This window comes from Labrys sp. Lb11 (assembly GCF_057554225.1).
This window is the reverse complement of record NZ_BAAJOT010000003.1, coordinates 629,464-655,239: the sequence shown is the minus strand read 5'-3', so window position 1 is coordinate 655,239 and position 25,776 is coordinate 629,464. Positions and strand designations below refer to the sequence as shown.

At 70.3% G+C, this 25,776-nt stretch carries 23 protein-coding genes; 14 read left to right on the top strand and 9 right to left on the bottom strand.

Annotated features, from left to right (window positions below):
- The first annotated feature begins 191 nt into the window (after positions 1-191).
- Both AC27L4_RS12840 and AC27L4_RS12835 read left to right on the top strand, forming a co-directional pair.
- A complete protein-coding gene (locus tag AC27L4_RS12840; protein WP_487142568.1) occupies positions 192-1,406 on the top strand; it encodes a ubiquinone biosynthesis hydroxylase in 1,215 nt (404 codons plus the stop codon).
- A gap of 7 nt (positions 1,407-1,413) precedes the next feature.
- A complete protein-coding gene (locus AC27L4_RS12835) occupies positions 1,414-2,079 on the top strand; it encodes an SDR family NAD(P)-dependent oxidoreductase (protein ID WP_487142567.1) in 666 nt (221 codons plus the stop codon).
- Between the two features lie 11 nt (positions 2,080-2,090).
- Here AC27L4_RS12835 and AC27L4_RS12830 read toward each other — a convergent pair whose 3' ends face one another.
- Complete coding sequence (locus tag AC27L4_RS12830) at positions 2,091-2,954, bottom strand: LysR substrate-binding domain-containing protein (protein ID WP_487142566.1); 864 nt, start codon at positions 2,952-2,954, stop codon at positions 2,091-2,093.
- A gap of 167 nt (positions 2,955-3,121) precedes the next feature.
- Here AC27L4_RS12830 and AC27L4_RS12825 point away from each other — a divergent pair, with 167 nt between their 5' ends.
- From AC27L4_RS12825 to AC27L4_RS12805, 5 genes are all read left to right on the top strand, one after another.
- On the top strand, positions 3,122-4,030 hold the full coding sequence (locus AC27L4_RS12825; RefSeq protein WP_487142565.1) for a DMT family transporter: 909 nt from the start codon (positions 3,122-3,124) through the stop codon (positions 4,028-4,030).
- A gap of 74 nt (positions 4,031-4,104) precedes the next feature.
- Positions 4,105-4,746 carry a bifunctional 4-hydroxy-2-oxoglutarate aldolase/2-dehydro-3-deoxy-phosphogluconate aldolase gene (eda, locus tag AC27L4_RS12820; RefSeq protein WP_487142564.1) on the top strand — a complete coding sequence of 214 codons (642 nt, stop codon included), beginning with the start codon at positions 4,105-4,107 and terminating at the stop codon, positions 4,744-4,746.
- 9 nt (positions 4,747-4,755) lie between these two features.
- The gene (locus AC27L4_RS12815) at positions 4,756-5,310 is read left to right on the top strand and encodes a DUF924 family protein (RefSeq protein ID WP_487142562.1); all 555 of its coding nucleotides are present in this window, start codon (positions 4,756-4,758) and stop codon (positions 5,308-5,310) included.
- A gap of 101 nt (positions 5,311-5,411) precedes the next feature.
- Entirely contained in the window at positions 5,412-6,815 is a 1,404-nt protein-coding gene (locus AC27L4_RS12810) for an AcvB/VirJ family lysyl-phosphatidylglycerol hydrolase (RefSeq protein ID WP_487142561.1), read from the top strand.
- Between the two features lie 240 nt (positions 6,816-7,055).
- The gene (locus AC27L4_RS12805) at positions 7,056-7,460 is read left to right on the top strand and encodes a hypothetical protein (RefSeq protein ID WP_487142560.1); all 405 of its coding nucleotides are present in this window, start codon (positions 7,056-7,058) and stop codon (positions 7,458-7,460) included.
- Positions 7,461-7,524: 64 nt separating this feature from the next.
- On the opposite strand, the gene AC27L4_RS12800 is transcribed toward AC27L4_RS12805, so the two are convergent.
- From AC27L4_RS12800 to AC27L4_RS12780, 5 genes are all read right to left on the bottom strand, one after another.
- Positions 7,525-8,895, bottom strand: a complete 1,371-nt coding sequence (locus tag AC27L4_RS12800) for a virulence factor family protein (RefSeq protein WP_487142559.1) — start codon at positions 8,893-8,895, stop codon at positions 7,525-7,527.
- The gene (gene mprF / locus AC27L4_RS12795) at positions 8,892-11,594 is read right to left on the bottom strand and encodes a bifunctional lysylphosphatidylglycerol flippase/synthetase MprF (protein ID WP_487142558.1); all 2,703 of its coding nucleotides are present in this window, start codon (positions 11,592-11,594) and stop codon (positions 8,892-8,894) included. Before mprF ends, AC27L4_RS12800 begins: the two co-directional genes overlap by 4 nt.
- 215 nt (positions 11,595-11,809) lie before the next feature.
- Entirely contained in the window at positions 11,810-12,730 is a 921-nt protein-coding gene (locus AC27L4_RS12790; protein WP_487142556.1) for a sugar kinase, read from the bottom strand.
- Between the two features lie 86 nt (positions 12,731-12,816).
- Entirely contained in the window at positions 12,817-13,140 is a 324-nt protein-coding gene (locus AC27L4_RS12785) for a hypothetical protein (RefSeq protein ID WP_487142554.1), read from the bottom strand.
- Positions 13,140-14,324, bottom strand: coding sequence for a pyridoxal phosphate-dependent aminotransferase (locus AC27L4_RS12780; RefSeq protein ID WP_487142553.1), 1,185 nt, complete (start codon positions 14,322-14,324; stop codon positions 13,140-13,142). The genes AC27L4_RS12785 and AC27L4_RS12780 overlap by 1 nt, the downstream gene beginning before the upstream one ends.
- A 191-nt stretch (positions 14,325-14,515) precedes the next feature.
- Between AC27L4_RS12780 and AC27L4_RS12775 the strand changes: the two genes are divergently transcribed.
- The 3 genes from AC27L4_RS12775 to AC27L4_RS12765 all read left to right on the top strand — a co-directional run bounded on the left by AC27L4_RS12775 (position 14,516) and on the right by AC27L4_RS12765 (position 18,292).
- Positions 14,516-16,321 carry an IlvD/Edd family dehydratase gene (locus tag AC27L4_RS12775; RefSeq protein WP_487142552.1) on the top strand — a complete coding sequence of 602 codons (1,806 nt, stop codon included), beginning with the start codon at positions 14,516-14,518 and terminating at the stop codon, positions 16,319-16,321.
- A gap of 567 nt (positions 16,322-16,888) precedes the next feature.
- Positions 16,889-17,605: a DUF2865 domain-containing protein gene (locus tag AC27L4_RS12770; protein WP_487142550.1), complete on the top strand. Its 717-nt coding sequence runs from the start codon at positions 16,889-16,891 to the stop codon at positions 17,603-17,605.
- Between the two features lie 30 nt (positions 17,606-17,635).
- The gene (locus AC27L4_RS12765) at positions 17,636-18,292 is read left to right on the top strand and encodes a GNAT family N-acetyltransferase (RefSeq protein WP_487142548.1); all 657 of its coding nucleotides are present in this window, start codon (positions 17,636-17,638) and stop codon (positions 18,290-18,292) included.
- Between the two features lie 118 nt (positions 18,293-18,410).
- On the opposite strand, the gene AC27L4_RS12760 is transcribed toward AC27L4_RS12765, so the two are convergent.
- The 3 genes from AC27L4_RS12760 to AC27L4_RS12750 all read right to left on the bottom strand — a co-directional run bounded on the left by AC27L4_RS12760 (position 18,411) and on the right by AC27L4_RS12750 (position 21,420).
- On the bottom strand, positions 18,411-19,085 hold the full coding sequence (locus AC27L4_RS12760) for a methyltransferase family protein (protein WP_487142547.1): 675 nt from the start codon (positions 19,083-19,085) through the stop codon (positions 18,411-18,413).
- A complete protein-coding gene (locus tag AC27L4_RS12755; protein ID WP_487142546.1) occupies positions 19,082-19,822 on the bottom strand; it encodes a TetR/AcrR family transcriptional regulator in 741 nt (246 codons plus the stop codon). The genes AC27L4_RS12760 and AC27L4_RS12755 overlap by 4 nt, the downstream gene beginning before the upstream one ends.
- A 227-nt stretch (positions 19,823-20,049) precedes the next feature.
- The gene (locus AC27L4_RS12750) at positions 20,050-21,420 is read right to left on the bottom strand and encodes a glutamine synthetase family protein (protein WP_487142545.1); all 1,371 of its coding nucleotides are present in this window, start codon (positions 21,418-21,420) and stop codon (positions 20,050-20,052) included.
- Positions 21,421-21,546: 126 nt separating this feature from the next.
- Between AC27L4_RS12750 and AC27L4_RS12745 the strand changes: the two genes are divergently transcribed.
- From AC27L4_RS12745 to AC27L4_RS12730, 4 genes are all read left to right on the top strand, one after another.
- Positions 21,547-22,293, top strand: coding sequence for an SDR family oxidoreductase (locus tag AC27L4_RS12745; protein ID WP_487142543.1), 747 nt, complete (start codon positions 21,547-21,549; stop codon positions 22,291-22,293).
- Positions 22,294-22,320: 27 nt separating this feature from the next.
- Positions 22,321-23,304, top strand: a complete 984-nt coding sequence (denD, locus tag AC27L4_RS12740) for a D-erythronate dehydrogenase (RefSeq protein WP_487142542.1) — start codon at positions 22,321-22,323, stop codon at positions 23,302-23,304.
- A 266-nt stretch (positions 23,305-23,570) separates the two neighbouring features.
- Entirely contained in the window at positions 23,571-24,593 is a 1,023-nt protein-coding gene (locus AC27L4_RS12735) for a Fe(3+) ABC transporter substrate-binding protein (RefSeq protein ID WP_487142540.1), read from the top strand.
- A 196-nt stretch (positions 24,594-24,789) separates the two neighbouring features.
- Positions 24,790-25,767, top strand: coding sequence for a Fe(3+) ABC transporter substrate-binding protein (locus AC27L4_RS12730; RefSeq protein WP_487142935.1), 978 nt, complete (start codon positions 24,790-24,792; stop codon positions 25,765-25,767).
- Positions 25,768-25,776: the final 9 nt, after the last annotated feature.

Here is a 25,776-nt window from a genome sequence, read left to right as displayed (position 1 = left end):
GGTTCTCATGTTAGTATAGAAACTATACGGATGATGATAGATATTCGTATAGTTTCTATGCGCATTCTGCCGTCAGGTCAATGGACGATCTGCGGCCCGCCTCGCCCCCGGGGGCGGTGTTCCGCGGCCTGCCACACTCACGGCCATCGACGGGGGAAGACAAGCCGGCCGGCACGCGCTATGACCGCGCCATGACCGATCGAACCGACGTGCTCATTGCCGGCGGCGGCTTTGCCGGCCTCGGCCTCGCCCTGGCGCTGAAGGATGCACTTGGCGCCGGCTTCGCGGTGACGGTGGTGGACCCGGCGCTCGGGCCCGGGCCTTCCCACGACGGACGCGCCTCGGCCATCGCGGCGGCGGCGCGGCGCTTCTTCGAGCGGGTCGGCGCCTGGGAGGCGGTGGCCGGCGAGGCGCAGCCGATCCTCGACATGGTGGTGACGGATTCGCGGCTGGGCGATCCGATCCGCCCGACCTTCCTCACCTTCGGCGGCGAGGTCGAGCCGGGCGAGCCCTTTGCCCACATGATCGAGAACCGCAGCCTGATCAACGCGCTGGCGGCACGGGCGAAGGCGGCCGGCGTGGTGCTGGTCGGCGCGGGCGTGAGCGTCGTTCATCTTCGGCATGAAGATGAGACATGCATTGCAACCCTTTCGTCGGAAAAGGACATCGTCGCCCGCCTGGTGGTCGCGGCCGATGGGGCGAAATCGCGCCTGCGCGAGGCCGCCGGCATTGTCATGCACGGCTGGGACTACGGCCAGTCGGGCATCGTCACCACGGTCGAGCACGAACGCGACCATGAGGGGCGGGCCGAGGAGCATTTCCTCCCCGCCGGGCCTTTCGCCATCCTGCCGCTGAATGGCCGGCGTTCCTCGATCGTCTGGACGGAGCGGACGAGGGAGGCGGAACGGCTGGTGGCGCTGGACGATGCCGCCTTCCACGCCGAGCTGGAACGGCGCTTCGGCCTCAAGCTCGGCGGGATCCGGGCGGTCGGGCCGCGCAAGGCTCTGCCGCTGTCGATGCGGATCGCCCGCTCCTTCGTCGCCGAGCGGCTGGCCCTGGTCGGCGACGCGGCGCATGTCATCCATCCGATCGCCGGGCAGGGCCTCAATCTCGGCGTGCGCGACGTGGCGGCCCTGGCCGAATGCGTCATCGACGCGGCCCGGCTCGGCCTCGACATCGGTTCGGACGAGGTGCTGGAGCGCTACCAGCGCTGGCGCCGCTTCGACACAGTGACGATGGGCGTGGCCACCGACGGCCTCAACCGCCTGTTCTCGAACGAGAGCGGCCCGCTGCGGGCCCTGCGCGACGTCGGGCTCGGGCTCGTCGACAGGCTGCCGGGCGCCAAGCGCTTCTTTATCCGCGAGGCGGCGGGGCTGACCGGAACGACGCCGAGGCTGATGCGATAGGGGCGGCATGGATCTGGAGCTGTCGGGCAAGGTTGTGGCCGTCACCGGCGGCTCGCGCGGCGTCGGGCTGGCCATCGCCGAGCGGCTGGGCCGGGCCGGCGCCGCGGTCGCCATCGCCGCGCGCTCGCCGGACGGCCTGGCGCAGGCGCATGCGGTCGTCGAGGCGGCGGGCGGGCGGTGCCTCGCCTATGCCTGCGACCTCGCCGTTCCCGGCGAGGCGGCGGCCTTTGTCGCCGTCGCGGCCGAGACGTTCGGCCGCCTCGACGGGCTGGTGTGCCATGCCGGGGCGGCCGGCGGCGATACGGTGCCTGACGCGGCGCGGCCGGACTGGGAAGCCGGCTTCGGGCTCACCCTGTTCCACGCGGTCGAGGCGCTGCAGGCCGCCGCGCCGGTGATGGCGGCGTCCGGTGGCGGGGCGGCGCTGTTCGTCGCGGCGGCGCGTGGCGCGCCGCCGCGCCCCTGGCACGAGGGGGCGGCCCGGGCGGCCCTGGTGCAGGCGGCGCAGGGCCTGGCGCTGGAGCTGGCGCCGCGACAGGTGCGGGTGAACGCCCTGCTGATCGACGCGATCCCGGACGGGAGCGCGCCGCAGATCGCCGATGCCGCCGCCTTCCTCGTCTCGCCGCGGGCCGCCCGCATCAGCGGCGCCGCCGTGCCGGTGGGCGGCGCCGGCTGAAGCGCCGCGCCCTACGCCGCGATCTGTCCGTCGACCACGGTCTCGCGGATGAAGCGGGCGAGATGCTTGGTCGCGACCGTGGCGTTGCGCGGCACCACCAGGGCGATGTCGAGGTCGGGCAGGTCCGGGAAGCCCTCGGCGGCGCCGAGCCGGCGCCAGGCCGGGGGCACGGACGAGACCCCGAGCACGGTCACGGCGAGGCCGGCATTGACGGCCGAATGCACGCCGGGCAGGTGCGTGGAGGTGTAGGCGATGCGCCAGGGCCGGCCGATGGCGTCGAGCGCGGCCAGGGCCGTGGGCCGGCAGCGGCAGCCTTCGGGGAACATGGCCAGCGGCAGCGGCTCGACCAGCTCGGGGCGATGGTCGCGCGCCGCGCACCACACGCGCGGCTCGCGGCGCAGCAACTCGCCGATCGGGCGGGCGGGGTCGCGGGTGATGATGGCCAGGTCCACGTCGCCGCGCTCCAGCATCGGCTCGATGCGGAAGGAGAGGTCGCAGCGCATCTCCAGCTGCACGCGCGGGAAGCGCCGGGCGAAGGCGCCCATCAGCGGCGCCACCATGAAGTCGAGGAAGTCGTCGGGCACGGCCATGCGCACGCGCCCCTCGGCCTCGTCGCCCATGACGGCGGCGAGCGCCTCGTCCTCGAGCGCCAGCATGCGCCGGGCATAGCCGAGCAGCGCCTCGCCGGCCACGGTGGGCGTGACGCCGCGGCGCGAGCGCTCGAGCAGGCGCTTGCCGAGGCGCGCCTCGAGCTTGGAGACGATGACGCTGACCGCCGCCTGCGTCTTGCCCAGCGCCTCGCCGGCCGCCGTGAAGCCGCCGCGGTCGACGATGGCGACGAGGGTCTCGAGGCTGTCGGTGTCGAAATGGCGCATCGGACCTGACTCATTCCGTTTTCATATGGAACAATAGAATACATTCGTTTCTAATTATGGAAAAGGGCCCGTATCACGGTCTGGACCTGCTCCCGGCAAGAGCGTCAAGACCCTGCGGCCGACCCTCGGCCCGGGGAGCGCCGCCGGGCGGCTGCGAGGACAGGACCATGACCGACCTCCCTTCCGGATCACTTCGCCGCCCCGGGCTCGACGGCGTCGGCCTCGCGGCCATGTCCGCGTCGGTGCTGGCCATCGCCTGGTCGCCGATCGTGGTGCGGTTCACCGATATCGGCCCGGCGGCCAGCGCCTTCTGGCGCCTGTTCTTCGCCCTGCCGATCCTGCTGATCTGGGTGCGGGCCGAGCGCCTCGCGGCCGGCAGCCCGGCGCGCCGGGGACCGCTGACCGGCGAGGGGCTGCTGGCCGTCTTCGCCGCCGGCATCGCCTTCGCCGCCGACATGGCCTTCTTCCATGCCGCCTTGCCGCTGACCTCGGTGGCCAATGCCAGCTTCATCACCAATCTGGCGCCGGTGATCTCGGTGATCGCGGCCATGGCCCTGTTCGGCGAGAAGCCGAGCCTGCGCCTCGTCCTCGGGCTCGGCATGGCGCTGCTCGGCGTCGCCGTGATGGCCGGCGCCCATGCCGGCGCGGGCGGCTTCTCGCTGCGCCAGGGCGACATCCTGGCGTTTGGGGCGGCCTTGGCCTTCGGCGCCTATCTGGTGGCCCTGAAGGCGGCGCGAATGACGCGCTCGGCCGCGAATGTGACGCTCGGCTCCACCATGGTGGCGGCGGCGGTGCTGTTCGTCATGGCGGTGATCGACGGCGGGCCGCTGCTGCCGCAGTCGATGACGGGCTGGCTGGCGGTGGTGACGATCGGCCTGGTCTGCCACGTCCTGGGCCAGGGGCTGAGCGCGGTCGGCGTCGGGCGCCTGCCGGCCGGGGTGGTGGCCATGCTCCTGCTCGTGCAGCCCGTGCTCTCGGCCATCATCGCCATGGTCGTGTTCGGCGAGATGCTGGGCGCGGCGCAGGCCGTGGGCGGCGCCATGATCCTCGGCGCCGTGGTGCTGTCGCGCCGCTGAGCCGCCGCGGCCGGCTTGGCTGTTGACCGCGACGCGGCAATCCGCGACACCATGCCGGAACCCGGAGCGATGCGATGACCGACGACACTGCCCGCCTCGACGCGCTGATGCGGCGCGGCCCCGTGATCCCGGTGGTGACGATCGAACGGGCTGAGGACGCGGTCCCGCTGGCGCGGGCGCTGGTGGCGGGCGGCATCCCGACCATAGAGGTGACGTTGCGCACGCCGGCCGGGCTGGAGGCGATCCGCCGCATCGCGGCCGAGGTCGAAGGCGCCGCGCCCGGCGCCGGCACCGTGCTGAACGGCGCGCAGGCCGAGGCGGCTGTCGCCGCCGGGGCGCAGTTCCTGGTGTCGCCCGGCTCGACCGAAGCGCTGCTCGAGGCGGCAGCCGGACTGCCGGTGCCGCTGCTGCCGGGCGTGGCCACGGCCAGCGAGGCGATGGCGGCAATGGAGCGCGGGCTCGGCCGCCTCAAATTCTTCCCCGCAGAGGCTGCCGGCGGCATCGCCATGCTGAAGTCGCTGTACGGCCCGCTCGCCGAACTGGTGTTCTGCCCGACCGGCGGCATCGATCTCGCCAAGGCGCCGGCCTATCTCGCCCTGCCGAACGTCGCCTGCGTCGGCGGTTCCTGGCTGACGCCGGCCAAGGCGGTGTCGGAGGGCGCCTGGGCGGCGATCACCGAGCTTGCCCGCGGCGCCGCGGCGTTGCGGCCGCGCTGAGGCCGGGCGATGGAGGCGGCCGGCCGGCCGGACGGCCCGGCGGCGGTGATGGCGTTCTGGCGCGCGGCCGGCCCCGAGCGCTGGTTCGAGAAGGACGAGGCCTTCGACGCGGAATTCCGCAGCCGTTTCCTCGACCTGCACCTGGCGGCCGCACGGCGCGAGCTCGACGCCTGGGCGGAGGACGCCGAGGGCACGCTGGCGCTGCTGGTCCTGCTCGACCAGTTCCCGCGCAACGCCTTTCGCGGCACCGCGCACATGTATGCGACGGACCCGCTGGCGCGCCATTTCGCCCGGCAGGCCGATGCGGCCGGATTCCACGCCATTGCCGATCCCGGCCTGCGCCTGTTCCTGTGCCTGCCCTTCAGCCATTCGGAGGACCTGGCGGATCAGGAGCGGGCCGTGGAACTGAGCCGCGGCCTGGGCGAGGACTACGAGCCGCATGCGCGCGGCCACCGCGACATCATCCGCCGCTTCGGCCGTTTCCCGCACCGCAATGCCCTGCTCGGCCGTGACAGCACCGCGGAGGAGCGGGACTTCCTGGCTTCCGGCGGCTTTTCCGGGTAGTGCGCCGCGCACGCCGATTTGAGCCGTCTCCCGCCTCGACAGCGCCGACGCAAGGGCATAGCTTCGAGCTGGTGAACGTGCGTTCGACGGCGAGACATGCCATGCGGGCCTTGGTGAGGCTGTTGGCCACCACGGTGTTCGGTGTTGCGATACTTGGTGTCGCGGCTGCCGGGGCGGCCACGCCGTTCCATCCCGTAGCACCGCCCCATCCCGTCGCGCCGGCGCATCCCGTCGCGCCGGTCCATCCGGCCGTCACCGATCCGATCTTCGGGTTGGCACCGGTGTTCGCCCCCAAGGGCAAGCCGACATCCGTGATCGTCCTCCTGTCGGATGAGACTGGCTTCGGCCGCGACGAGATCAAGCTTGCGGTCGGTTTCGTGGGGCAGGGCAGCCTGGTCATCGGTCTGAACTGGCCGGCCTGGCGCAGCCAGCTGGCGCAGCGGCGCGGCCAGGATTGCGTCGACCTGCTCGGCCATATCGAGGCGATCGTCTACCGGGTCGAGCGCGAGCGCGGCGTCGAGCCGTTCATTACGCCGATCATCGCCGGCGTCGGGCTCGGCGGCGCGGCGGCGCGGGCGCTGGCCCCGGCGGCCGCCAGCCATCGCATCGCCGGGGTGGTGGCGTTGCGGTCCGGCACCTTCCTGGAAAGCGCCATGCCGATCTGCGGCGGCATCGCCCGCCGGCGCTCCGACGGCTATGTCTACGAGACCTCGCGCCATGCCGCCGCGAGGGTGCGCGAGGCCGAAACCGAGGAGGAAGCCGCGGAAGCGGCCGAGGATCTGCTCGAGCAGACGCCCAAGCCCGAGAAGGCCGACTTGTCCGACCTGCCGCTGACCATCGTCAAGCCGCTGGTTCCCCCCCGGCGCATGGTGCTGCTGCTCACCGGCGACGGCGGCGTGGGCGGGCTCGACGTCGGCCTCGCCAATGCGCTGGCGGCCCGCAAGATCGGCGTGGTGACCCTGGATTCCCGCCGTTACTTCTGGACCGAGCGCGAGCCGGAAGTGGTGGCGCGCGATATCCAGCGCATCCTCGCGCACTTCCGTCGGGAATGGCCGATCGAGGGGGTGGCGCTGGTCGGCTACTCCTTCGGAGCGAATTTCCTGCCGCTGGTCTACAAGCACCTGCCGGGATCGGTCCGGCGGTCCGTGGCGCTGGTGTCGCTGCTGGCGCTCTCGCCGGCGGCGGACCTGCAGATCGAGCTCGACGACGACGACTACCCCAACGCCAAGCCGCTGCTGCCGGATGCCGCCCGGATCGATGCGCCGCAGGTCCAGTGCGTCTACGGCAAGGACGATCGTCCGGCTGCCATGGCCTGCCCGGCTCTGGCCGCCGCGCGGCCGGGCATCGACCTGCACAGGACCGCCGGCGGCCACGGCTTCGACGGCGACGTCGAGGCTCTCGCCGGGATCGTCGCCACGCCGCTCCTGGCCGCCCCGCCGCATCGCGAGGCCGTTCCGGTTCCGCGACCCTCGCCGCGCCGCTCGCCGGCGCCGGCACCCTCCTGAGCGGCGCCGCCGACAGGGCCATCTCCGCCTCTTCTCCTGTCCGGGAGAGGGAACTGGCGCCGGGCAAGGCGGAGCGGAGGTGGCGGGCAGATGCTCGTCTGGACGCCGACGCCAAGGCAGCGAGTGCGGAGGGGCGGCCGGCGTTGCCGCAAAGCCGCTGCCTTGGACTGTTGCCGAGTTGACGCCGCGGCTATGGCCGAGTCATGATTTCCCTGTGGGCATGTTGGCGGAGAGGGGACGGTGCTCGGCAGGTTTTTGTGCGTGACGATCGTGTTGCTGGCATCGTCCAGTCTGGCCTCGGCACAGGAGGGGCGGTTGCAGATGACCCGCCAAGTGGGGGCAGGCAGCGGCCAGCCCGCCCGCGCGTTTTTCTCGGGATCGTTCGGACCGAACTGCACCGTCCGGAAGCCGGTGATCACCATTCGCTCCAAGCCCCGCCACGGGCGCGTAACCCTCGCGCGCGCCCGCTTTCCAGCGTCGGCAGGTCCGCTGATGGACGGGAAGTGCGGTCCGATGCGGCGGGACGGCATATCGGTGACGTACACGTCGTCGCCGGGGTACCGTGGCCCCGACGAATATGCTTTCGATCTCCGCCATGGGGCAGGGCTGCCAGTGTCCTACCTCGTCTCGGTCGACGTGCAATGACCGACTCGGGCGGGGGCGTCCGACCGGACAGGCACCGCGACGCCGGACGTTTCCGACTCGGACGCTACTTCTTCACCTGCTGGTCCTGCTTCAGCCGGTCGAGGATCATGCGGGCGACGGGCTCGTAGTTGCCGTCGAAATGATGGCCGCCCGGGCGCTTGACGATGGTGGCCTGGGCAAGCTCCGGGAAGACGCAGGCCGTATCGCCGTCGCCGACCTCGTCCGCTCCGTAGAAGCACATGGTCTTGTCCATCGGCAGGGCGGGCAGCAGGGGCTTGACGTCGACATCCGACGACGAGGCGACGCCGAGCCAGCCGGAGACCGAGATCTCGAAATCCGCCGTCGGCTCCAGGCCGAGCATCACCAGCAGGTTGACCTTCTTCTGCATTGCCGGCGGCAGCTTCTGCCAGGCGAAGGGGATGACGTCGGCGCCGAGAGAATAGCCGATCAGCGCCACGCGCTTGGCACCCCACACCTTGGTGTAGTGGGCGATGATGCGGCTCAGGTCGGCGGCGATGACCTCGGGCGACTTGGTGCTCCAGAAATAGCGCAGGGAATCGACGCCGACCACGGCGACCCCCTCCTTCTGCAGGATCTCGCCGATCGACTTGTCGATGTCGCGCCAGCCGCCATCGCCCGACAGCAGCACCGCCAGGCCGACCGGCGGCCCGTCGGTAGGCAGCTCCACCAGCGGCAGGTCGCCGAGCTCCTCCTGCGGCGGGGCGCCGATTTCCAGGGCCGCCTTGGCGGCGGCGGTGAAGCGATCGTCGTCGCTGCCCGGCACCACCAGGGAGGCCGTGGCCTTGCTGGCGTCGAGGAAGGACTGGACCACCGGGTCGGGTTTGTCGGCGCTGACATAGGTCCAGCGGCCGGGGAGGTCCTTGGCGGGGGTATAGGCCCACAGGCCGTCGCCGGCCTTGGTGGCCGAGGCGCCGTCGCACATCCGCAGCTTGGAGGCGAGGCGCGGCGCAAAGCCGAGGCTGACGCCGCCGGCCGCCGTGTTCTCCGGCGCCTGGGCGGTGGCGAGATAGGTCAGCGTGCCGCCGTGCTCGCCGAGCCCCAGCATCACCGGCCAGCGCCAGGTCTTCATGTCGAGGGCGCGCTGGCTGGCCCGGGCCGTGTCCTCGATGTCGCCGAAGGCGTAGTGGCAATCCTCGTCGTCGCTCTTGGCCAGGCCCTCGATCAGCTTGGGCGTGTCGATCAGCGCCACGGCGGCGCCGTCCGCCACCAATTGCTCGGCCTTGGCCCGGACGGCCGGCGTCAGGCCGTCCTTGTCGGAGAGCAGGGCGATCCAGATCGTCGGCTCCGCGGCCGGGGCCAGGACTGTGACCTTGCCGAGCGTTTCCTCGTCGACCTGGATTTCGCGCGGCGCGGCCAGGGCCGGGGCGGCAAAGGCGAGCAGAAGGGCTGCGGAGAGGGCAGCAGGACGGATCATGGTTTCTCCTCGGAGAGCGCGCGACGCGGGCTCGATGCGATCAGGCTGGTGACGTCCATGAGAATCTGCGGCAGGGCGAGGCCGCCGGGGAAGGCGAGGTATTTCGGCCGCCACTCCGGCTTGAACTTGTCCTTGAAGGCGCGCAGGCCCTCGAAATTGTAGAAGCGGTCGCCGCGCCGGTAGAGGAAGCCGCCGATGCGGCTCCACAGCGAAGCGAGGCGATGGGTCGGCAGGCCGGACAGCGGCGCCATGCCAAGGTTGAACCAGGCGAAGCCCTCGCTCTTGGCCTGGGAGAGCAGGCCGATCAGCAGAAGGTCCATCATGCCGGGCGGTCCGTCGGGGCGGTGGCGCATCAGGTCGACGGTGAATTCGCGCTTGCCGGCACCGCGCCAGATGTTGGCGAAGGCGACGATGCGGCCCTCATGCCGGATCACGGCCTGGTCGTAGCGCCTGACGTAGGAGCGCGACCAGAAGCCGAGCGAGAAGCCCTTCTCCTTGTTGCCCTTCTCCGCCAGCCAGAGGTCGGAGACCTCCTCCAGCTCGTCGATGATGGCCTCGACCTCGCCGGCCGGCACGACGGCAAAGCTCGCGCCGCTGCGTTCGGCCTTGGCGCGGGCCTGGCGCAGGCGGCGGCCCTCGCCGCCCTCCAGGGTGAAGCGGTGCAGGTCGACCCAGGCCTCCTCCCCGAGCTTGGCCAGCGAGAAGCCGGCGTCGAGATAGGCGGGCAGATGGTCGGTGGTCACCTGGTAGAACACCGCCGTGCCGCCCTGGCGATCGACCAACTCCTTGAAGCGCCAGACGAGGTCGTCGATCTCCTCGTCCTCGGCCACCGGATCGCCCATGGCGATCCAGCTGCGGCCCTGCACGCTGTACATGGCGAAGCCGCGGCCGTCGCGGGAGAGCAGGAAGCGCTTGTCGCCGAGCAGGGCGAGGTTGGCGTCCGAACGGGGCGAGGCGGCGACCAGGGGCAGGATGCGCGCCACCTCGTCGGGATCGGCCGGGTCCGTGGCGGTGCGCGTGCGGTGCAGCAGGATGTAGGCGGCGATGCCCAGGGCGGCGACGATGACGCCGAGCGTGGCACGCATGAAGCGCGGCGCGTCCTGGCGATAGCCGAAGTCCCACCACAGGACGTTCTGGTACTCGACGTTGCGCGAGACGAAGAAGCCGAGCCAGATCGAGGCGCCGACGGCGACGATCATCGCCAGCACCCACTCGAAGGAGGGGCGCACCGCGGTGATGTCGGCCTGCCGGTAGAATTCGCGCCGCGACGCCAGCAGCAGGGCGGCCACGGCGGCGCAGACGATCGCCTCCTCGAAATCGAGGCCCTTGAGCACCGAGAACACCGCGCCGGCCGAGAGCAGCAGGATCGCCAGCCGCCAGGCATTGGCCATGCGCCGGACGAGGCCGTAGGCGACCACCAGCAGCACCATGCCGATGACGCTGGCGGCGAAGTGCGAGGTCTCGACGAAGGGCAGGGGGATGAGGTCGTGCAGGATGACGATGCGGTAGTGCTCGGCCGGCGTGGCGCCGGAGAGCAGCAGCACCACGCCGCCGGCGAACACGGCGATGCCGGCGGCGCGCGGCACCAGCGGGCGTGCGAGCGAGCCGATCGTGCCGGCGATCCGTCCGACCGTCTCGCCGCGATGGCGCAGCTCGTAGCCGCCGAGCAGGGCGGCGGCGAGGGCGAAGGGCACGACATAGTAGATCAGGCGGAACAGCAGCAGCGAGGCGACGAGGTCGGCCTGAGGCACCAGCGGCAGGGCGACGATCAGCGTCGCCTCGAACACGCCGACGCCGCCCGGCACGTGGCTGATGACGCCGAGCACGGTCGCCACTGCGAACACCACCAGGAAGCTGACGAAGCCCGGATCGGGCCCGGCGGGCAGCAGCAGCCACAGGGCGAGGGCGGCGAAGAGGGTGTCGGCAAGGCCGACCACAACGGCGCCGGCCGTCGCCCAGGGGCCGGGCAACGGCATGGTCCAGCCGGAGACGGTCACGGTGCGCGGCTTCACCGCGGAGGCGACGATCCAAGCCAGGATCGCGCCGACGATGACCAGGCCGACCACCAGGTTGCCGCGCGCCTCGAGGCCGTCGACCGGCGCGAGCATGCCCGGCTGGAACACCAGGCCGAGGCCGGCCACCGCGGTGATGCCGAGCCAGAAGGTGATCGCGCAGAGCATGCCGACGGCGAGGATCTGCGCCGGCTTGAGGCCGTGGCCCTGATACATGCGCCAGCGCACGGCGCCGCCGGTCAGCACACCGAAGCCGAGCGTATAGGTGAAGGCCTGGCTGACGAAGGAGGTGAAGGCTATCGCCCACACCGGCAGGTCCCGGGCGCCGACATGGCGCAGCGCCAGGAGGTCATAGCCGATCAGCGCCGCATAGGAGAGGGCGGTCGAGCCGGCGGCCAGCGCGATCCAGTGCCACTCGACCCGCGACATCGCGCCCTTGATGTCGACCCAGGTCAGCTCCTCGAGCAGGCGGTAGAGCACGAGGGAGGCGGCAGCGAACAGCAGCAGCCCGACGAGCAGGCCTGCCTTGCTCCAGTCGATGCGCCGGAGCAGCCCGGAGAAGCCGGCTGCCTCGGTGCTTTCGGCCGCGGCCTGCTCGATCGCCAGCGCGTCCGGGCCGCGCACGGACGCATCCTGCGCAGCCGCGCTCATGTCGCTGCCTTCCGGCACCGCAACCGCCCTCGACATGGCCCCCAACTCCGTCAATTCCAATGCGCTCCCCACGACGCTGCCTTGTCAAGACGCCTGGGCAGGCGAACGAGTCGTCATCCGGCCCGCAATGTCTGCTCTTGGACGCCGATCATGGCGGCGCAGCGGCAGCCGCGTGACATTGCTGCAACGGTTTTGGACATGCCTCCGTCCGCCGCGGGAGAGGGCGGTCGCCCGGACCGAACGTCCGGCGGTCAACCCGCGAGCCCGGCGGTGGCGTCCCTGGGAACGATGGCGCCGCGGTGCCGGATGACGATGCCGGCGAGCCGGTGCCCGAGCAGCGCGGCCGCGTCCGGCGGCAGGCCTTTCAGCCGTCCCGCCATGTAGCCGGCATTGAAGCTGTCGCCCGCCGCGGTGGTGTCGACCGGCGTGACCGGCACAGGGATCGGCACCACGCCGGTGCGGCCTCCGGCCAGAACGGTGGCGCCGGCGGGACCATTCTTGACCACCGCCTCGGCGATGCCGTGGCCGGCGAGCCGGGCCAGGGTCGCAGCCGGGTCGGCGTCGCCCCACAGGGCCTGCTCGTCGTCGAAGGTCGGCAGCGCGATGTCGACATGGGCGAGGAAGCGGGCGAACACGGCGCGGGCGCGGGCGAGGTCGCCCTTCCAGCCGCGCGGGCGGAAATTGCCGTCGAAGGCGATCGTCGCACCGGCGGCGCGGGCGGCGGCGAGGGCGGCCTCGAAGCGGTCAAGGCCCGCCGCCGCATAGAGCGACAGTGTGATGCCGGAAAAATAGACGCAGCGCGCCCGCTGCATGGCCTCGGCCAGGGCCTGCGCCTGCGGCAGCTCGAACAGCTCGCGCGCCGGCGCCGTATCGCGCCAGTAGAAGAAGCTGCGCTCGCCGCGCGCATCGGTCTCGATGACATAGAGCCCGGGCAACCGGCCCGGCAGCCGCGGGATCAGGCCGGCATCGATCGATTCGGCCGCCGCCATGTCGAGAATGCCCTGGGAATAGGGATCGTCCCCCAGCGCCATCGCATAGGCGGCGCGCAGCCCCAGGCGCGCGACATAGGCGGCGGTGTTGAAGGTATCGCCGCCATAGGCCAGCGAGAAGCGGCCATCGGGTTGGCGCGACAGCTCCACCATGCATTCGCCGAGCGAGAGAAGGTCGGTCACGGGAACGGAATCCATCGGAAGCCTGGAAATCCTGGAGGGCTTTCAAAGATGTCGGCAGGGCATCCGGGACCGGCGTCCGATTCCCGTCACCTTGCCTCCGGGTAGCGGGATGCGAGGGGGGCGATGCGCGCGGCGTTGAGATGCAGGGTGCGGACGGGCCGGCCCTCGAAGGGGACGACGTTCCGGCATTCGGCGTTGCGGAACCGCAGCCGCATCGCCTGGCTGTCGAACGCGCCGGTCCGCGTGGCGGCCCCGGTGAGGCAGCCGGTCAGTGCAGACCCCGTCCGCGCGTCGGGATCGCAGGCGGCCGCAGCGGGCGGGGGCAGGCCGGCGAGGCCGAACGCCAGGGCGGAACAGGACGACCGGCGCAGCCGCGGCGTCGCGCCCCTGGTCCTGAAACGCCCGGGCATCACGCGGCCTTGCGGGTCGAGAGGAACTCGCCCATCCGGTCGAGGGCGCGGGCGATATTCTCGGCCGAGTTGGCGTAGGACAGGCGGATATACCCCTCGCCGAACACGCCGAAGTCCGGCCCGCCGATGGTGGCGACGCCGGCCTCCTCCAGCAGCGCCGAGGCCAGCGCCTTGGCCTTCCAGCCGGTGCGGCTGATGTTGGGGAAGGCGTAGAAGGCGCCCCCGGGCGTGGCGGCGCTGACGTTCGGCAGGCGGTTGAGGCCCTCGACCACCAGCTTTCGGCGCCTGTCGAACTCGGCCACCATGGCGTGCACGGCGTCCTGTGGGCCGGTGAGGGCGGCAAGGCCGGCCCATTGCGCCGCGGCATTGACGCAGGAATAGGAGTTGACGGCAAGCTTGCGGGCCGCGTCGCCCAGCGGCTTCGGCCAGACCGAGAAGCCCATGCGCCAGCCGGTCATGGCATAGGTCTTGGACCAGCCGTCGAGCAGGATCAGCCGGTCGCGAATCTCCGGATAGGCCAGCAGCGAGGCATGGGCCAGGCCGTCATAGGTCATCTGGCCGTAGATCTCGTCCGACAGGACGGCGACACCCGGATGGGCGGCGAGCTCGGCGACGAGGGCGTCGATCTCCGCCTTCGGCGTAACGCCGCCGGTCGGGTTGGCGGGCGAGTTGAGGATCAGCAGCCGCGTGCGCGGCGTGATCAGCGACAGCGTCTCGGCGGCGGAGAAGGCGAAGCCGTTCTCTTCGCGGATCGGCACCGGCACGGGGGTGGCGCCGGTGAACTCGATCATCGAGCGGTAGATCGGGAAGCCGGGATCGGGATAGAGGATCTCCGCGCCCGGCTCGCCGAACATCAGGATGGCCATGAACATGGTGACCTTGCCGCCGGGCACGACGATGACGTCGTCCGGCGAGACCTGGACGCCGGTGCGCCGGTCGATGTCGGCCGCCACCGCCTCGCGCAGCGGCAGGATGCCGGTGGCCGGCGTGTAGCCATGATGGCCGTCGCGCAGCGCCTGCACCGCCGCCTCGACGATGTGGGGTGGGGTCGGAAAGTCCGGCTGGCCGATGCCCAGATTGATGATGTCGCGACCCTGGCGGGCGAGATCGGTGGCGCGGGCGAGGACGGCGAAGGCGTTCTCCTCGCCGATGCGGGAAAAGGCGGGGACGATCTGGATCGGCATGGGCGTTTCCGAAGGCGAGGCGTGGCGGGTGTTCTTCGCCGCAACCTATGCGCTGGCGCGCCGGGGAGCAAACGGGATCCGGGGGCCGGTCTCGCCTTTTCCTTGCGAATGGTCCGACAAAAGTGATAGTCCAATCTGTGCACGCCGCGTGGCTGGCGCGCCGGGGACAGCAAGTACGGACGGAGGCAGCGATGGCCGGGCAGGCGAAGAACGACGGCACCAAGCTCAGGTCGCAGGCCTGGTTCGACAATCCCGGCAACCCCGGCATGACCGCGCTCTACATGGAGCGCTATCTGAACTACGGTCTGACGCGCAAGGAACTGCAGTCGGGCAAGCCGATCATCGGCATCGCCCAGACCGGCTCGGATCTGTCGCCTTGCAACCGCCATCACCTGGTGCTCGCCCAGCGCGTGCGCGAGGGCATCCGCGAGGCCGGCGGCATCGCCATGGAATTCCCGGTGCATCCGATCCAGGAGACCGGCAAGCGCCCGGGCGCGGCGCTCGACCGCAACCTGGCCTATCTCGGCCTGGTCGAGCTGCTCTACGGCTATCCGCTCGACGGCGTGGTGCTGACCATCGGCTGCGACAAGACCACGCCGGCCTGCCTGATGGCGGCGGCCACCGTCAACATCCCGGCCATCGCGCTCTCGGTCGGCCCGATGCTGAACGGCTGGTGGAAGGGCGAGCGGACCGGCTCGGGCACCATCGTCTGGAAGCAGCGCGAGCGCCTGGCGGCCGGCGAGATCGACTATGAGGAGTTCATGGAGATCGTCGCCTCCTCCGCGCCCTCGACCGGCTTCTGCAACACCATGGGCACGGCGACGACGATGAACTCGCTGGCCGAGGCGCTCGGCATGCAGCTGCCGGGCTCGGCCGCCATCCCCGCGCCCTATCGCGAGCGCCAGCAGATGGCCTACGAGACCGGCAAGCGCGCCGTGGCCATGGTGTGGGAGGACCTGAAGCCCTCCGACATCATGACCCGCGAGGCGTTCGAGAACGTCATCGTCGTCAACTCGGCGATCGGCGGCTCCACCAATGCGCCGATCCACATCAACGCCATCGCCCGCCATATCGGCGTGCCGCTCGACGTCGACGATTGGCAGACGGTCGGCCACAAGGTGCCGCTGCTGGTCAACCTGCAGCCGGCCGGCCAGTATCTGGGCGAGGACTACCAGCACGCCGGCGGCGTGCCGGCCGTGGTCAACGAGCTGATGAAGCACGGCCTGATCCACGAGAACGCCCTGACGGTGAACGGCAAGTCGATCGGCGAGAACTGCCGCAACGCCGCCATCGAGCTGCCGGACGTGATCCGCACCTTCGACACCGCCCTGGTGCAGGATGCCGGCTTCATCGTGCTGCGCGGCAACCTGTTCGATTCGGCGATCATGAAGACCAGCGTGATCTCGCAGGAGTTCCGCGACCGCTACCTGGCCGATCCGAAGAGCCCCAACGCCTTCGAGGGGCGGGCCATCGTGTTCGAGGGGCCGGAGGACTATCACGAGCGCATCGACGATCCGGCGCTGGCGATCGACGAGCACTGCATGCTGTTCATCCGCGGCACCGGCCCGATCGGCTATCCCGGCGCGGCCGAGGTGGTGAACATGCAGCCGCCGGCGGCCCTGATCAAGCGCGGCATCCACTCGCTGCCCTGCATCGGCGACGGCCGCCAGTCCGGCACATCGGGCTCGCCCTCGATCCTGAACGCCTCGCCCGAGGCGGCGGCGGGCGGCGGCCTGGCCGTGCTGAAGACCGGCGACCGCGTGCGCATCGACCTCAACAAGGGCGAAGCCAACATCCTGATCTCGGATGCGGAGCTGGCGGCGCGCCGAGCCGAGCTCGACAAGCAGGGCGGCTTCCATATCCCGGCGAGCCAGACGCCGTGGCAGGACATTCAGCGCTCGATGGTCGACCAGCTGGCGCAGGGCATGGTGCTGAAGCCCGCCGTGAAGTACCAGAAGGTGGCGCAGACCTATGGCGTGCCGCGCGACAACCACTGAGGCGGCTTGAACGGCGCAGCCTGGCGACGTCCTGCTACGATCCCAGGCTACGACCCTCCGGAGCAAGGTCCGGGCGACGTGCCGGACCTCATCCGATCCTGCCGGTCGCCGGGACCTGTCGTCTCGCCCCGGCGGCGGCGGCCGTGCGGTGGCGCCGGTCGCGGCCGGGACGCCCGGCGTCGGAGGTCGAGCTTTGCCAGCGACGTCTCGTCGCGGGTGGGGCGGAGAGGCGCTCCGATGACGGCAAGGCGTCTTCGGAGGGCCTGATCCCCTTCGGCGGGCCGGTGGCCTTGCGCGGTGAAAGCGGCCTGCGGGACGCGATCCTGCGTGGTGGTGGCCCGCCCCCGCCTGCGCCAAGGTCTTGCCCGGCGGCGTGCGCCGGCAGGTGCCGGCATTGCAGAATCGAGGCGCGCTATCGCCCGGTTTGGCCACGGCGGAGGGGCCGGCGCGGCGCATCGGTGACACTGACGCGGTTTTGAACCCGGCCGGCGGACACGCTCTCGACATGATCGCGCCGCATCCCTAAAGCATTCGCACGGGTTCGTGCACATTGAGGACAGGGTGCAGATGAGAGCGGGACGTCGGCTGGCGACGTTGGCATTGGCGGTGGCAGGCTTGGCGGGCGCAGCATGCCTGTCGAGCGCCGAGGCGGGCATTCTGGATTTCCTGTTCGGCAATCCGAAGCCGGCTGCGCCGTCCGGGCCGCCGCCCACGCAGCAACGCCCGCGCGCGCCTGCCCCCAAGCGGCCGGCCCAGGTGGCCTCTCCCGGGATCGCCCAGCAGCGCACCTATTGCGTGCGGACCTGCGACGGCTACTACTTCGCCATCGGATTCGTGCGCAACAAGGCGCAGCTCTCCAGCCATCAGGCGATGTGCGCCTCCTCCTGCGGCGATGCGGCGATGAAGCTCTATTCGGCGCCGATGGACGGCGGTGCTGCCGCCAAGTCGCTGAGCGGGCCGACCCCGGCGATCGAACGGGCGACGGACGATGCCGGCGGCCTCTACACCGCCCTGCCGACGGCCTATGCCTTCCGCGAGGCCGAGAACGCCGCCTGCGCCTGCAAGGGCACGCCGACCGGCTTGCCGCAGATCCCGATCTCGATCGACCCGACCCTGCGCGACGGCGACATCGTCGTCACCGCGGACGGCCTGAAAGTTTTCCGCGGCAACGGCGCGAGCAATCCGCACCAGGACGCGGATTTCGTCAGCATCGCCAGCTCCAAGGCCTTGCCCTCGGTGGTGCGCCAGCAGATGCTGTCGCTGGAGGGCCGGATCTCGCAGTAGTCCCGGCCGGGTTCCGGAAAGGGCCTCCCCATGGATCTGTCCAGCTGGCGCGGCGTTCCCCGCCCCGAACGCATCGTGCTCGACGGGCGCTACGCCCGGCTGGAGCCGCTCGATCCGGCTCGCCACGGCGACGATCTCTACGCCTCGGCGCGGGCCGAGGCTGAGCGTTTCCGCTATCTCGGCGACGGGCCGCCGGCGGACCGGAGCAGCTTCGAGGCCTGGCTGGGCAAGGCCGCGGTGAACGAGGACATGCTGTTCTCCGCCGTGATCGACAAGGCCACCGGCCGTGCCGAGGGGCGCCAGACGCTGATGCGCATCGACCCGGCCAACGGCGTCGTCGAGATCGGCAATATCCTGTGGGGGCCGGCGATCGCCCGCTCCCGGGTGACGACCGAGGCGCTCTTCCTGGTCGCACGCCACGTCTTCGGCGATCTGGGCTATCGGCGCTTCGAATGGAAGTGCAACGACGCCAACGAGCCGTCGAAACGCGCCGCGCTGCGCTTCGGCTTCCTGTTCGAGGGCGTGTTCCGCCAGCACATGGTGGTGAAGGGCGAAAACCGCGACACCGCCTGGTACGCCATGATCGACCGCGACTGGCCGCAACTGCGCGCCGCCTACGAGGCCTGGCTCGATCCGTCCAACTTCGACGAGCAGGGACTGCAGAAGGCGCCGCTGCGGGCGCGGTGATGGGCGCGCGGCGCTTCGGCGCGGTCCTTGCCCTTCCAAGGAGCGGCCGGTCCCGCTCGTCACACCCCGCGCCTTCCGCCGGTCCGGCAAGCGCGGAGAGCTGCGGTGCGGACCCGCCTCACCAGATCCCGGGCATGAGCCTGTAGCGGATGCGTCGGGCATAGGCCTCGTAGCCGTCGAGTTCCTGCCGCAACATCGCTTCCTCGTCGAGACTGCGCAGCATCAGGATCGGGATGTTGATCAGCATGAAGAGCAGGCCCCAATAGGAGCCGAGGGCGAGCGGCACGCCCAGCGCCATGATCAGCGCGCCGACATACATCGGGTGCCGCACGATGGCGTAGGGGCCGGTGGAGATCACCCGCTGGCCTTCCATGGTCCGGATGGTCGAGGCGCCGTAGCTGTTCTCGCGGAACACCCGCAGGTCGATCATCAGGCCGAGCACGACCAGCGCATTGCCGAGGACGCAGACCCAGGCCGGCACATGCGACCAGCCGAGGCGGTGGTCGAGCGCCGAGACCGCAGGAAGCGCGAAGAAGCCGGCGAAGGCCAGCGTGATCAGCACCTTCTGCTTCGGACGCGTTTCGGCGGCGGGGCCGGCCCTGACGCGCCGCTCGAGCAAGGCGGGGTCTTTCCGGGCGAGATAGAGGCCGATGAGGCTGGTCGAGACGGAGAAGGCGGCGATGAAGGTCCAGCCCTGCCAGTAGGCCAGCGTCCCGGCCGGCACGAAGATGATGGCGACGAGGACGAGCAGCCCGACGAGGCTGGTCTTGAGCGTGCGTGCGAGGAGGGTCATGACGTGCTCCCTGGAGCAGCTTCGGCCGGGCCGTGCTCGCGCAGGGCCCGCGCCCAGAGCGCGGCCGCGGCGGCGTCCGCGCGTTCCAGCGTGCCGGGCGGTGCGCCGAGCACGCGCTCGACCGCATCGGCGAAGGCGGATTGCAGCGTCATCGCGGCCTCGACGAACCGGGTTTCGTCGGGGTTGCCGGGGAAGGCGAGCATCAGCCGGGCATGGGCGGCGCCCGTGGCATTGGCGAGCCCGAGCACCAGTTCGCCGGCCTGCTCGGGGAAGGACGTCGCGAAGGCGCCCTCACGCAGGCCCTGTCGCGCGATCCGGGCGATCAGCGGCGCCCGCCAGGCCGTGGTCGCCGCTTCCACCTTCTGGCGGACGATGGCATTGGCGTCGTCGTACCACACCTGCAGCAGGGCGATCACGGTTGCCTGCCGCTCGGCGCGCAGCCTGTCGAGGGTCTGGAAGAATCGTCGCAGCTTCGCCGGAGCCGGCAGGAGCGGGTCGTCGACGACCTCGAGGAGAGGGACGCCGGACTCGTCGCGGATGCGCTCGACCAAAGCCTCCAGCACGGCGGGCTTGGAGTCGAAGTAATGGTAGAAGGCGCCGCTCGACATCTTCAGGGCGGCAAGGATGTCCTGGATGGTCATCCGCTCATAGCCCCTGGTCAGCACCAGCCGCTGCGTCGCATCGAGGATCCCGTTGCGCCTGGCTTGCCGCTCCTCCGGCTTGACGGTCCGCGCCATGGGCCTGCCCTCGGTCGATAAACAGAGCATCGGTTTATTAATCCAGGCGCGCGACGTCGTCAAAGTCGCGGATCGACGCAGGAGCGCTTGCCAGGATTCCCTTGCGGGCGCCTCGAGCGGCGAGACCGCCGGAGCGATGAAGATGGCCGCGGCGGCGGCCGGCACCAGCCCTCGACGCAGCGACAGCACGCGGAGCACGACCGGCGGGCCATCGGCACTGGACGACGTCACAGGAAGAAGTCGTATTCCCGCGGCGCCAGCTCCGACAGGAACTCCTCGTGCAGGCCGTGCAGGAGATGGGCGTAGGTCTCCAGGTAGCGCCGGGGGATGTAGTCCGTCAGCGTGCGGGCGTTCGCGAGCCGGCGGGCAGCCTCGTAGAGGTCGCCGGGAAGGGCGGGATCCTTCTTGAAGCCGGCGTGCTTGCCGACCACCGCCGGCGTGGGCTCGAGGCCGGCGCTGATGCCGTGATGCATGCCTGCCAGGATGGCGGCAAGGGTGAGGTAGGGGTTGGCGTCGGCGCCGGCGACACGGTGCTCGACGCGCCGGCCCGCGCCCTTGTCGGTCGGCACGCGGAAGGCGACGGTGCGATTGTCCTCACCCCATTTGCGATTGACCGGGGCGAACAGCCCGCCGAAGCGGCGAAAGCCGTTGCGATTGGGCGCGAAGAAGCCGAGCGCTTCCGGCAGGGTCTTCTGCAGGCCGGCGACGGCGGCGCGGAGAAGCGCTTCGCCACGCTGCGGATCGGCGAAAAGGTTGTTGCCGTCGCGGTCGTTGAGGCTGACATGGACGTGCAGGCCCGAGCCGGCGTCCTGGGCATAGGGCTTGGGCATGAAGGTGGCGTCCCAGCCCTGGGCGCGCGACACGCCGCGGATCAGCCGCTTGAGCAGCACCGCCTGGTCGCCGGCGAGGAGGACGTCGGCCTGGTGGCGCAGGTTGACCTCGAACTGGCCGACGCCCATCTCGGAGATGACGGCCCCCATGGGCACGTCCTGCGCCCGGGCAGCGTCCTCCAGCGCGGCGGTCCAGCCGGCGACCTCCTCCAGGGTCGAGACCGCGAGGTTGGTGGGGTAGCCGAGCGGCCGGCCGGTGCGCTTGATCAGGGGCGGGCGGATGCGCCCGTCGGCCTCGCGCATGCCGTCGATCAGGAAGAACTCGAACTCGCAGGCGACGACGGGATGGAAGCCGTCGGCGGCGAGCTTGTCGAGCACGCCCTTGAGGATCTGGCGCGGATCGGTCCAGAGCGGCTCGCCGGTGGCGGCCAGTCCCAGATCCAGCATCACCTGCGCCGTCGGCACCGCCGCCCAGGGCATCGGCTTGAGCGAGCCGGGCACCGGGCGGCCCTTGGCGTCGGGGTCGCCGTCGTCCCAGCCGACGCCGCCCGAGCCATAGCCGAGATGCCGGGGGTCGAGCACATAGGGCGCCGCCGAGAAGCCCAGGCCGTTGCGGTAGAGCGCGTCGATGTCGGTCACCGGCAGGCGCTTGCCGAAGCCGAAGCCGGTGAGGTCGGGCGTGAAGGCCTCGACGAAGCGGGTCCGAGGATGGGCGGCAAGAAAGGCTGCGACCTCGGGATGGCGGTCCGGCGCGGTATCGGCTGGCATGAAGGGGTCTCGTGCGGAGGGCCATAGCAGACGCGAGGCGGCCGTGCGTCGTCAAGCGGTCTTGCCCGCGATGCGCGAAAGCTCTATCGCTGGCGTAACTAACATGTCAGTGCGACGGAGGACGGGATGGCAGGGCGTCTTGCGGGCAAGACCGCGTTCCTGACGGCGGCGGCGCAGGGCATCGGCCGGGCGACCGCCGAGGCTTTTGTCCGGGAAGGGGCGCGCGTCATCGCCACCGACAAGGCTTTGGACAAGCTCGACGGCCTTGCCGGAGCGGAACTGCATGCGCTCGACGTGCTGTCGACGCCGGCGGTCGAGGCGCTGGCGGCGAAGGTCGGGACCGTCGACATCCTGTTCAATTGCGCCGGCTTCGTGCATCACGGTTCGGTGCTGGATTGCTCGGAGGCGGACTGGGACTTCTCCTTCGACCTCAACGTCAAGGCGATACACCGCACCATCCGCGCCTTCCTGCCCGGCATGCTGCAGGCGGGCGGCGGCTCGATCGTCAACATCGCCTCCGGCGCCTCCTCGGTCCGCGGCCTGCCGAACCGCTACGTCTACGGCGCCTCCAAGGCGGCGGTGGTCGGGCTGACCAAGGCGGTGGCGGCCGATTTCATCAGGCAGGGCATCCGCTGCAACGCCATCTGCCCCGGCACGATCGAAAGCCCGTCTCTCGACGGGCGCATCGCCGAGCAGGCGGCCAAGACCGGCAAGAGCATCGCCGAGATCCGCCAGGCCTTCGTCGACCGCCAGCCGATGGGCCGGCTCGGCAAGGCCGAGGAGATTGCGGCGCTGGCTGTCTATCTCGCCTCGGACGAGAGCACCTACACCACCGGCCAGATCCATCTGGCCGATGGCGGCTTCGCACTCTGAAGGCGACCTACCCTGAAGGACGACATCATGCATCTCCTCGTCATCGGCGCGGCCGGAATGGTCGGGCGCAAGTTCCTGGAGCGGGTGGCCGCGACCGGCCAGCTCGCCGGCAAGGCGGTCAGCCGGGCGACGCTGACCGACGTGGTGGCGCCCTCGGCTCCGGTCGGGGCGGCATTCGCCTGCGACTGCTCGGCCGACGACCTGTCGGCCCCCGGCGTCGCCGAGACGCTCGTCGCCGGCCGGCCGGACATGATCGTCCATCTCGCCGCCATCGTGTCCGGCGAGGCCGAGGCCGACTTCGAGAAGGGCTACCGCATCAATCTCGACGGCACGCAGCGCCTGTTCGAGGCGATCCGCGCCGTGGGCGGCGGCTACAGGCCGCGGCTGGTGTTCACCTCGTCGATCGCCGTGTTCGGCGCCCCGTTCCCGGAGAAGATCGGCGACGAGTTCTTCCACACCCCGCTCACCTCCTACGGCACGCAGAAGGCGATCGGCGAGCTCTTGCTGGCCGACTATTCCCGGCGCGGCTTCTTCGACGGCGTCGGCATCCGCCTGCCGACCATCGTGGTGCGGCCGGGCAAGCCGAACAAGGCGGCCTCGGGCTTCTTCTCCGGCATCCTGCGCGAGCCGCTGTCGGGCCAGGAGGCGATCCTGCCGGTCTCCGACGACGTGCGCCACTGGGTCGCCAGCCCGCGGGCGGCGGTGCATTTCCTCGAGCACGCCGCCGGGCTCGACACCGCCGGGCTCGGGGCGCGCCGCAACCTGACCATGCCGGGCCTGTCCGTCACCGTCGGCGAGATGATCGCCGCGCTCGGCCGCGTCGCCGGGCCGAAGGCGGTCTCGCTGATCCGGCGCGAGCCGGATCCGGTGATCGTCGGCATCGTCGCCGGCTGGCCGCGCAACTTCGACCCGCAGCGCGCCCTGTCGCTCGGCTTCAGGGCCGAGCCCGACATGGACACGATCATCCGCGCCCATGTCGAGGACGAGCTCGGCGGCCGGATCGGCGGCTGAGTCGACATCATCCCGATTTCGCCATGGCCCGTCCGCCCGCGGCCGACAGGGACCGGGCCCCTCTCCCGGAGGGAGAGGGGCCTTGCGCCTCTTTTTGACGGCCGTCGGTAGCAGTCAGAGGTGCATGTCCTTCAGTTTTGAACTCTTCTAAATTATTGATTTTCAACAGCTTTTTTCTTGACGCGGCGAGAAAACCGGCTAGCTCTGCGCGGGGGGCGCGAGACGCGGCTTGCCGTCGGTTCTCGTCCGGCGGCCTGGAGACAAGCATGTTCGGTTGGTCATTTGCGCGGACGGCCAGCGCCGCCGCCCTTTTCATCGCAGTGCCGGCGCTGGCCCAGGCGGGACCGGAAGTCAATGTCTACACCTATCGCGAACCCGACCTGATCCGGCCGCTGTTCGACCGTTTCACCGCCGAGACCGGCATCAAGGTCAATGCGGTCTTCGCCGCAGACGGGCTGGAGGAGCGGGTGGAGATGGAGGGCGAGAACTCGCCGGCCGATCTCCTGGTCACCGTCGACGTGGCGCGCCTGCAGAAGGCGGAGGATCTGGGCATCGCCCAGCCGTTCCACTCGGCCGTGCTGGAGGCGGCGGTGCCGCCGGCGCTGCGCGATCCGAACGGCTACTGGTACGGCCTCAGCGAGCGGGCCCGCGTCGTCTATGCCGCCAAGGACCGGGTGCCGCAGACGACGATCACCTATGAGGATCTGGCCGATCCGCAGTGGAAGGGCCGGATCTGCATTCGCTCCGGCCAGCATCACTACAACCTCGCCTTGTTCGGCGCGATGATCACCAAGTATGGGCCGGACAAGGCGAAGACCTGGCTCGAGGGCCTGAAGGCGAACCTGGCGCGCAAGCCCTCCGGCGCCGACCGCGACGTCGCCAAGGACATCGCCGCCGGGCTCTGCGACATCGGCGTCGGCAACACCTATTATGTCGGGCTGATGGAGCACGACCCGGTGCAGAAGGCCTGGACCGATGCGATCCATGTGATCATGCCCACCTTCAAGGATTCGGGCGGCACCGCCATCAACGTCTCCGGCGTGGTGCTGGCCAAATACGCCCCCAACCGCGACAACGCCGTCAAGCTGGCGGAATGGATGGCCTCGGACGAGGCGCAGAAGATCTATGCCGAGACCAATTTCGAATATCCGGTCAAGGCCGGCATCCCCGCCTCGCCCGACGTGCTGGCCTTCGGAACGCTGAAGCCGGACACGCTGCCGCTGCCCGAGATCGCCAAGACGCGCAAGGCGGCGAGTGAAATGGTGGATGCGGTCGGCTTCGACAATTGAGTCGTTTTGAGATGTACAATTTGGAATGATTTCGAGATTAAATCATTACGTGCATGTCATTTGACTTGTGGTGGCAAGCTTGTCTGTCTGAACCAGTGAGGCTGTATTTCTGGAATTGTTCTAGAAATATTGGGGCCAATTTGGGAGATTTCTGTTGTCTTCTGCAACGCTTCGTTCGGCGGCCGCCGCCGTCGTCATGGCTGTCTTGGCCGGCCCGGCCTTCGCCGAGGAGGAGGTGAACGTCTACACCTATCGCGAACCGGCGCTGATCAAGCCGCTGTTCGATGCCTTCACCGCCGACACCGGCGTCAAGGTCAACACGGTGTTCGCCGCCGACGGGCTCGACCAGCGCATCGCCGACGAGGGTGCCAATTCGCCCGCCGATCTGCTTCTGACCGTGGACATCGCCCGCCTCGACAAGGCGGTGGGCCTCGGCATTGCCCAGCCGATCCGCTCGAAGGTGCTGGAGGACGCGGTTCCCGCCGCCTATCGCGATCCGCAGGGGCTGTGGTTCGGCGTCAGTGCCCGCGGCCGCGTCGTCTATGCCTCCAAGGACCGGGTCGCGGCCGATGCCATCACCTACGAGGAGCTCGCCGACCCGAAATGGAAGGGCAAGGTGTGCATCCGCTCCGGCCAGCACCAGTACAACCTTGCGCTGATCTCCGCTCTGATCGTCAAGGACGGACCGGACAAGGCCAAGGCCTGGCTGGAGGGCGTCAAGGCCAACCTCGCCCGCAAGCCCTCGGGCGGCGACCGCGACGTCGCCAAGGACATCGCCGCCGGCATCTGCGATATCGGCCTCGGCAACTCCTACTATGTCGGGCTGATGCAGAACGACGAGAAGCAGAAGCCCTGGGCCTCCGCCATCAAGGTGCTGATGCCCGGCTTCGCCGCCGGCGGCGGCACGCATGTCAACCTGTCTGGCTTCATCGTCGCCAGGAACGCGCCGCACAAGGACAACGCCGTCAAGCTGGCGGAGTGGCTGGTGTCGGACAAGGCGCAGGAGATCTATGCGACGATCAACTACGAGTATCCGGTCAAGGCCGGCGTGAAGCTGAGTCCGACGGTCGAGGCCTTCGGCAAGCTGAGCCCGGACGGGCTGGCCCTGGCCGACATCGCCAGGCAGCGCAAGGCTGCCAGCGAGCTGGTCGACGCCGTCGGTTTCGACGGCTGAGACCGGCGG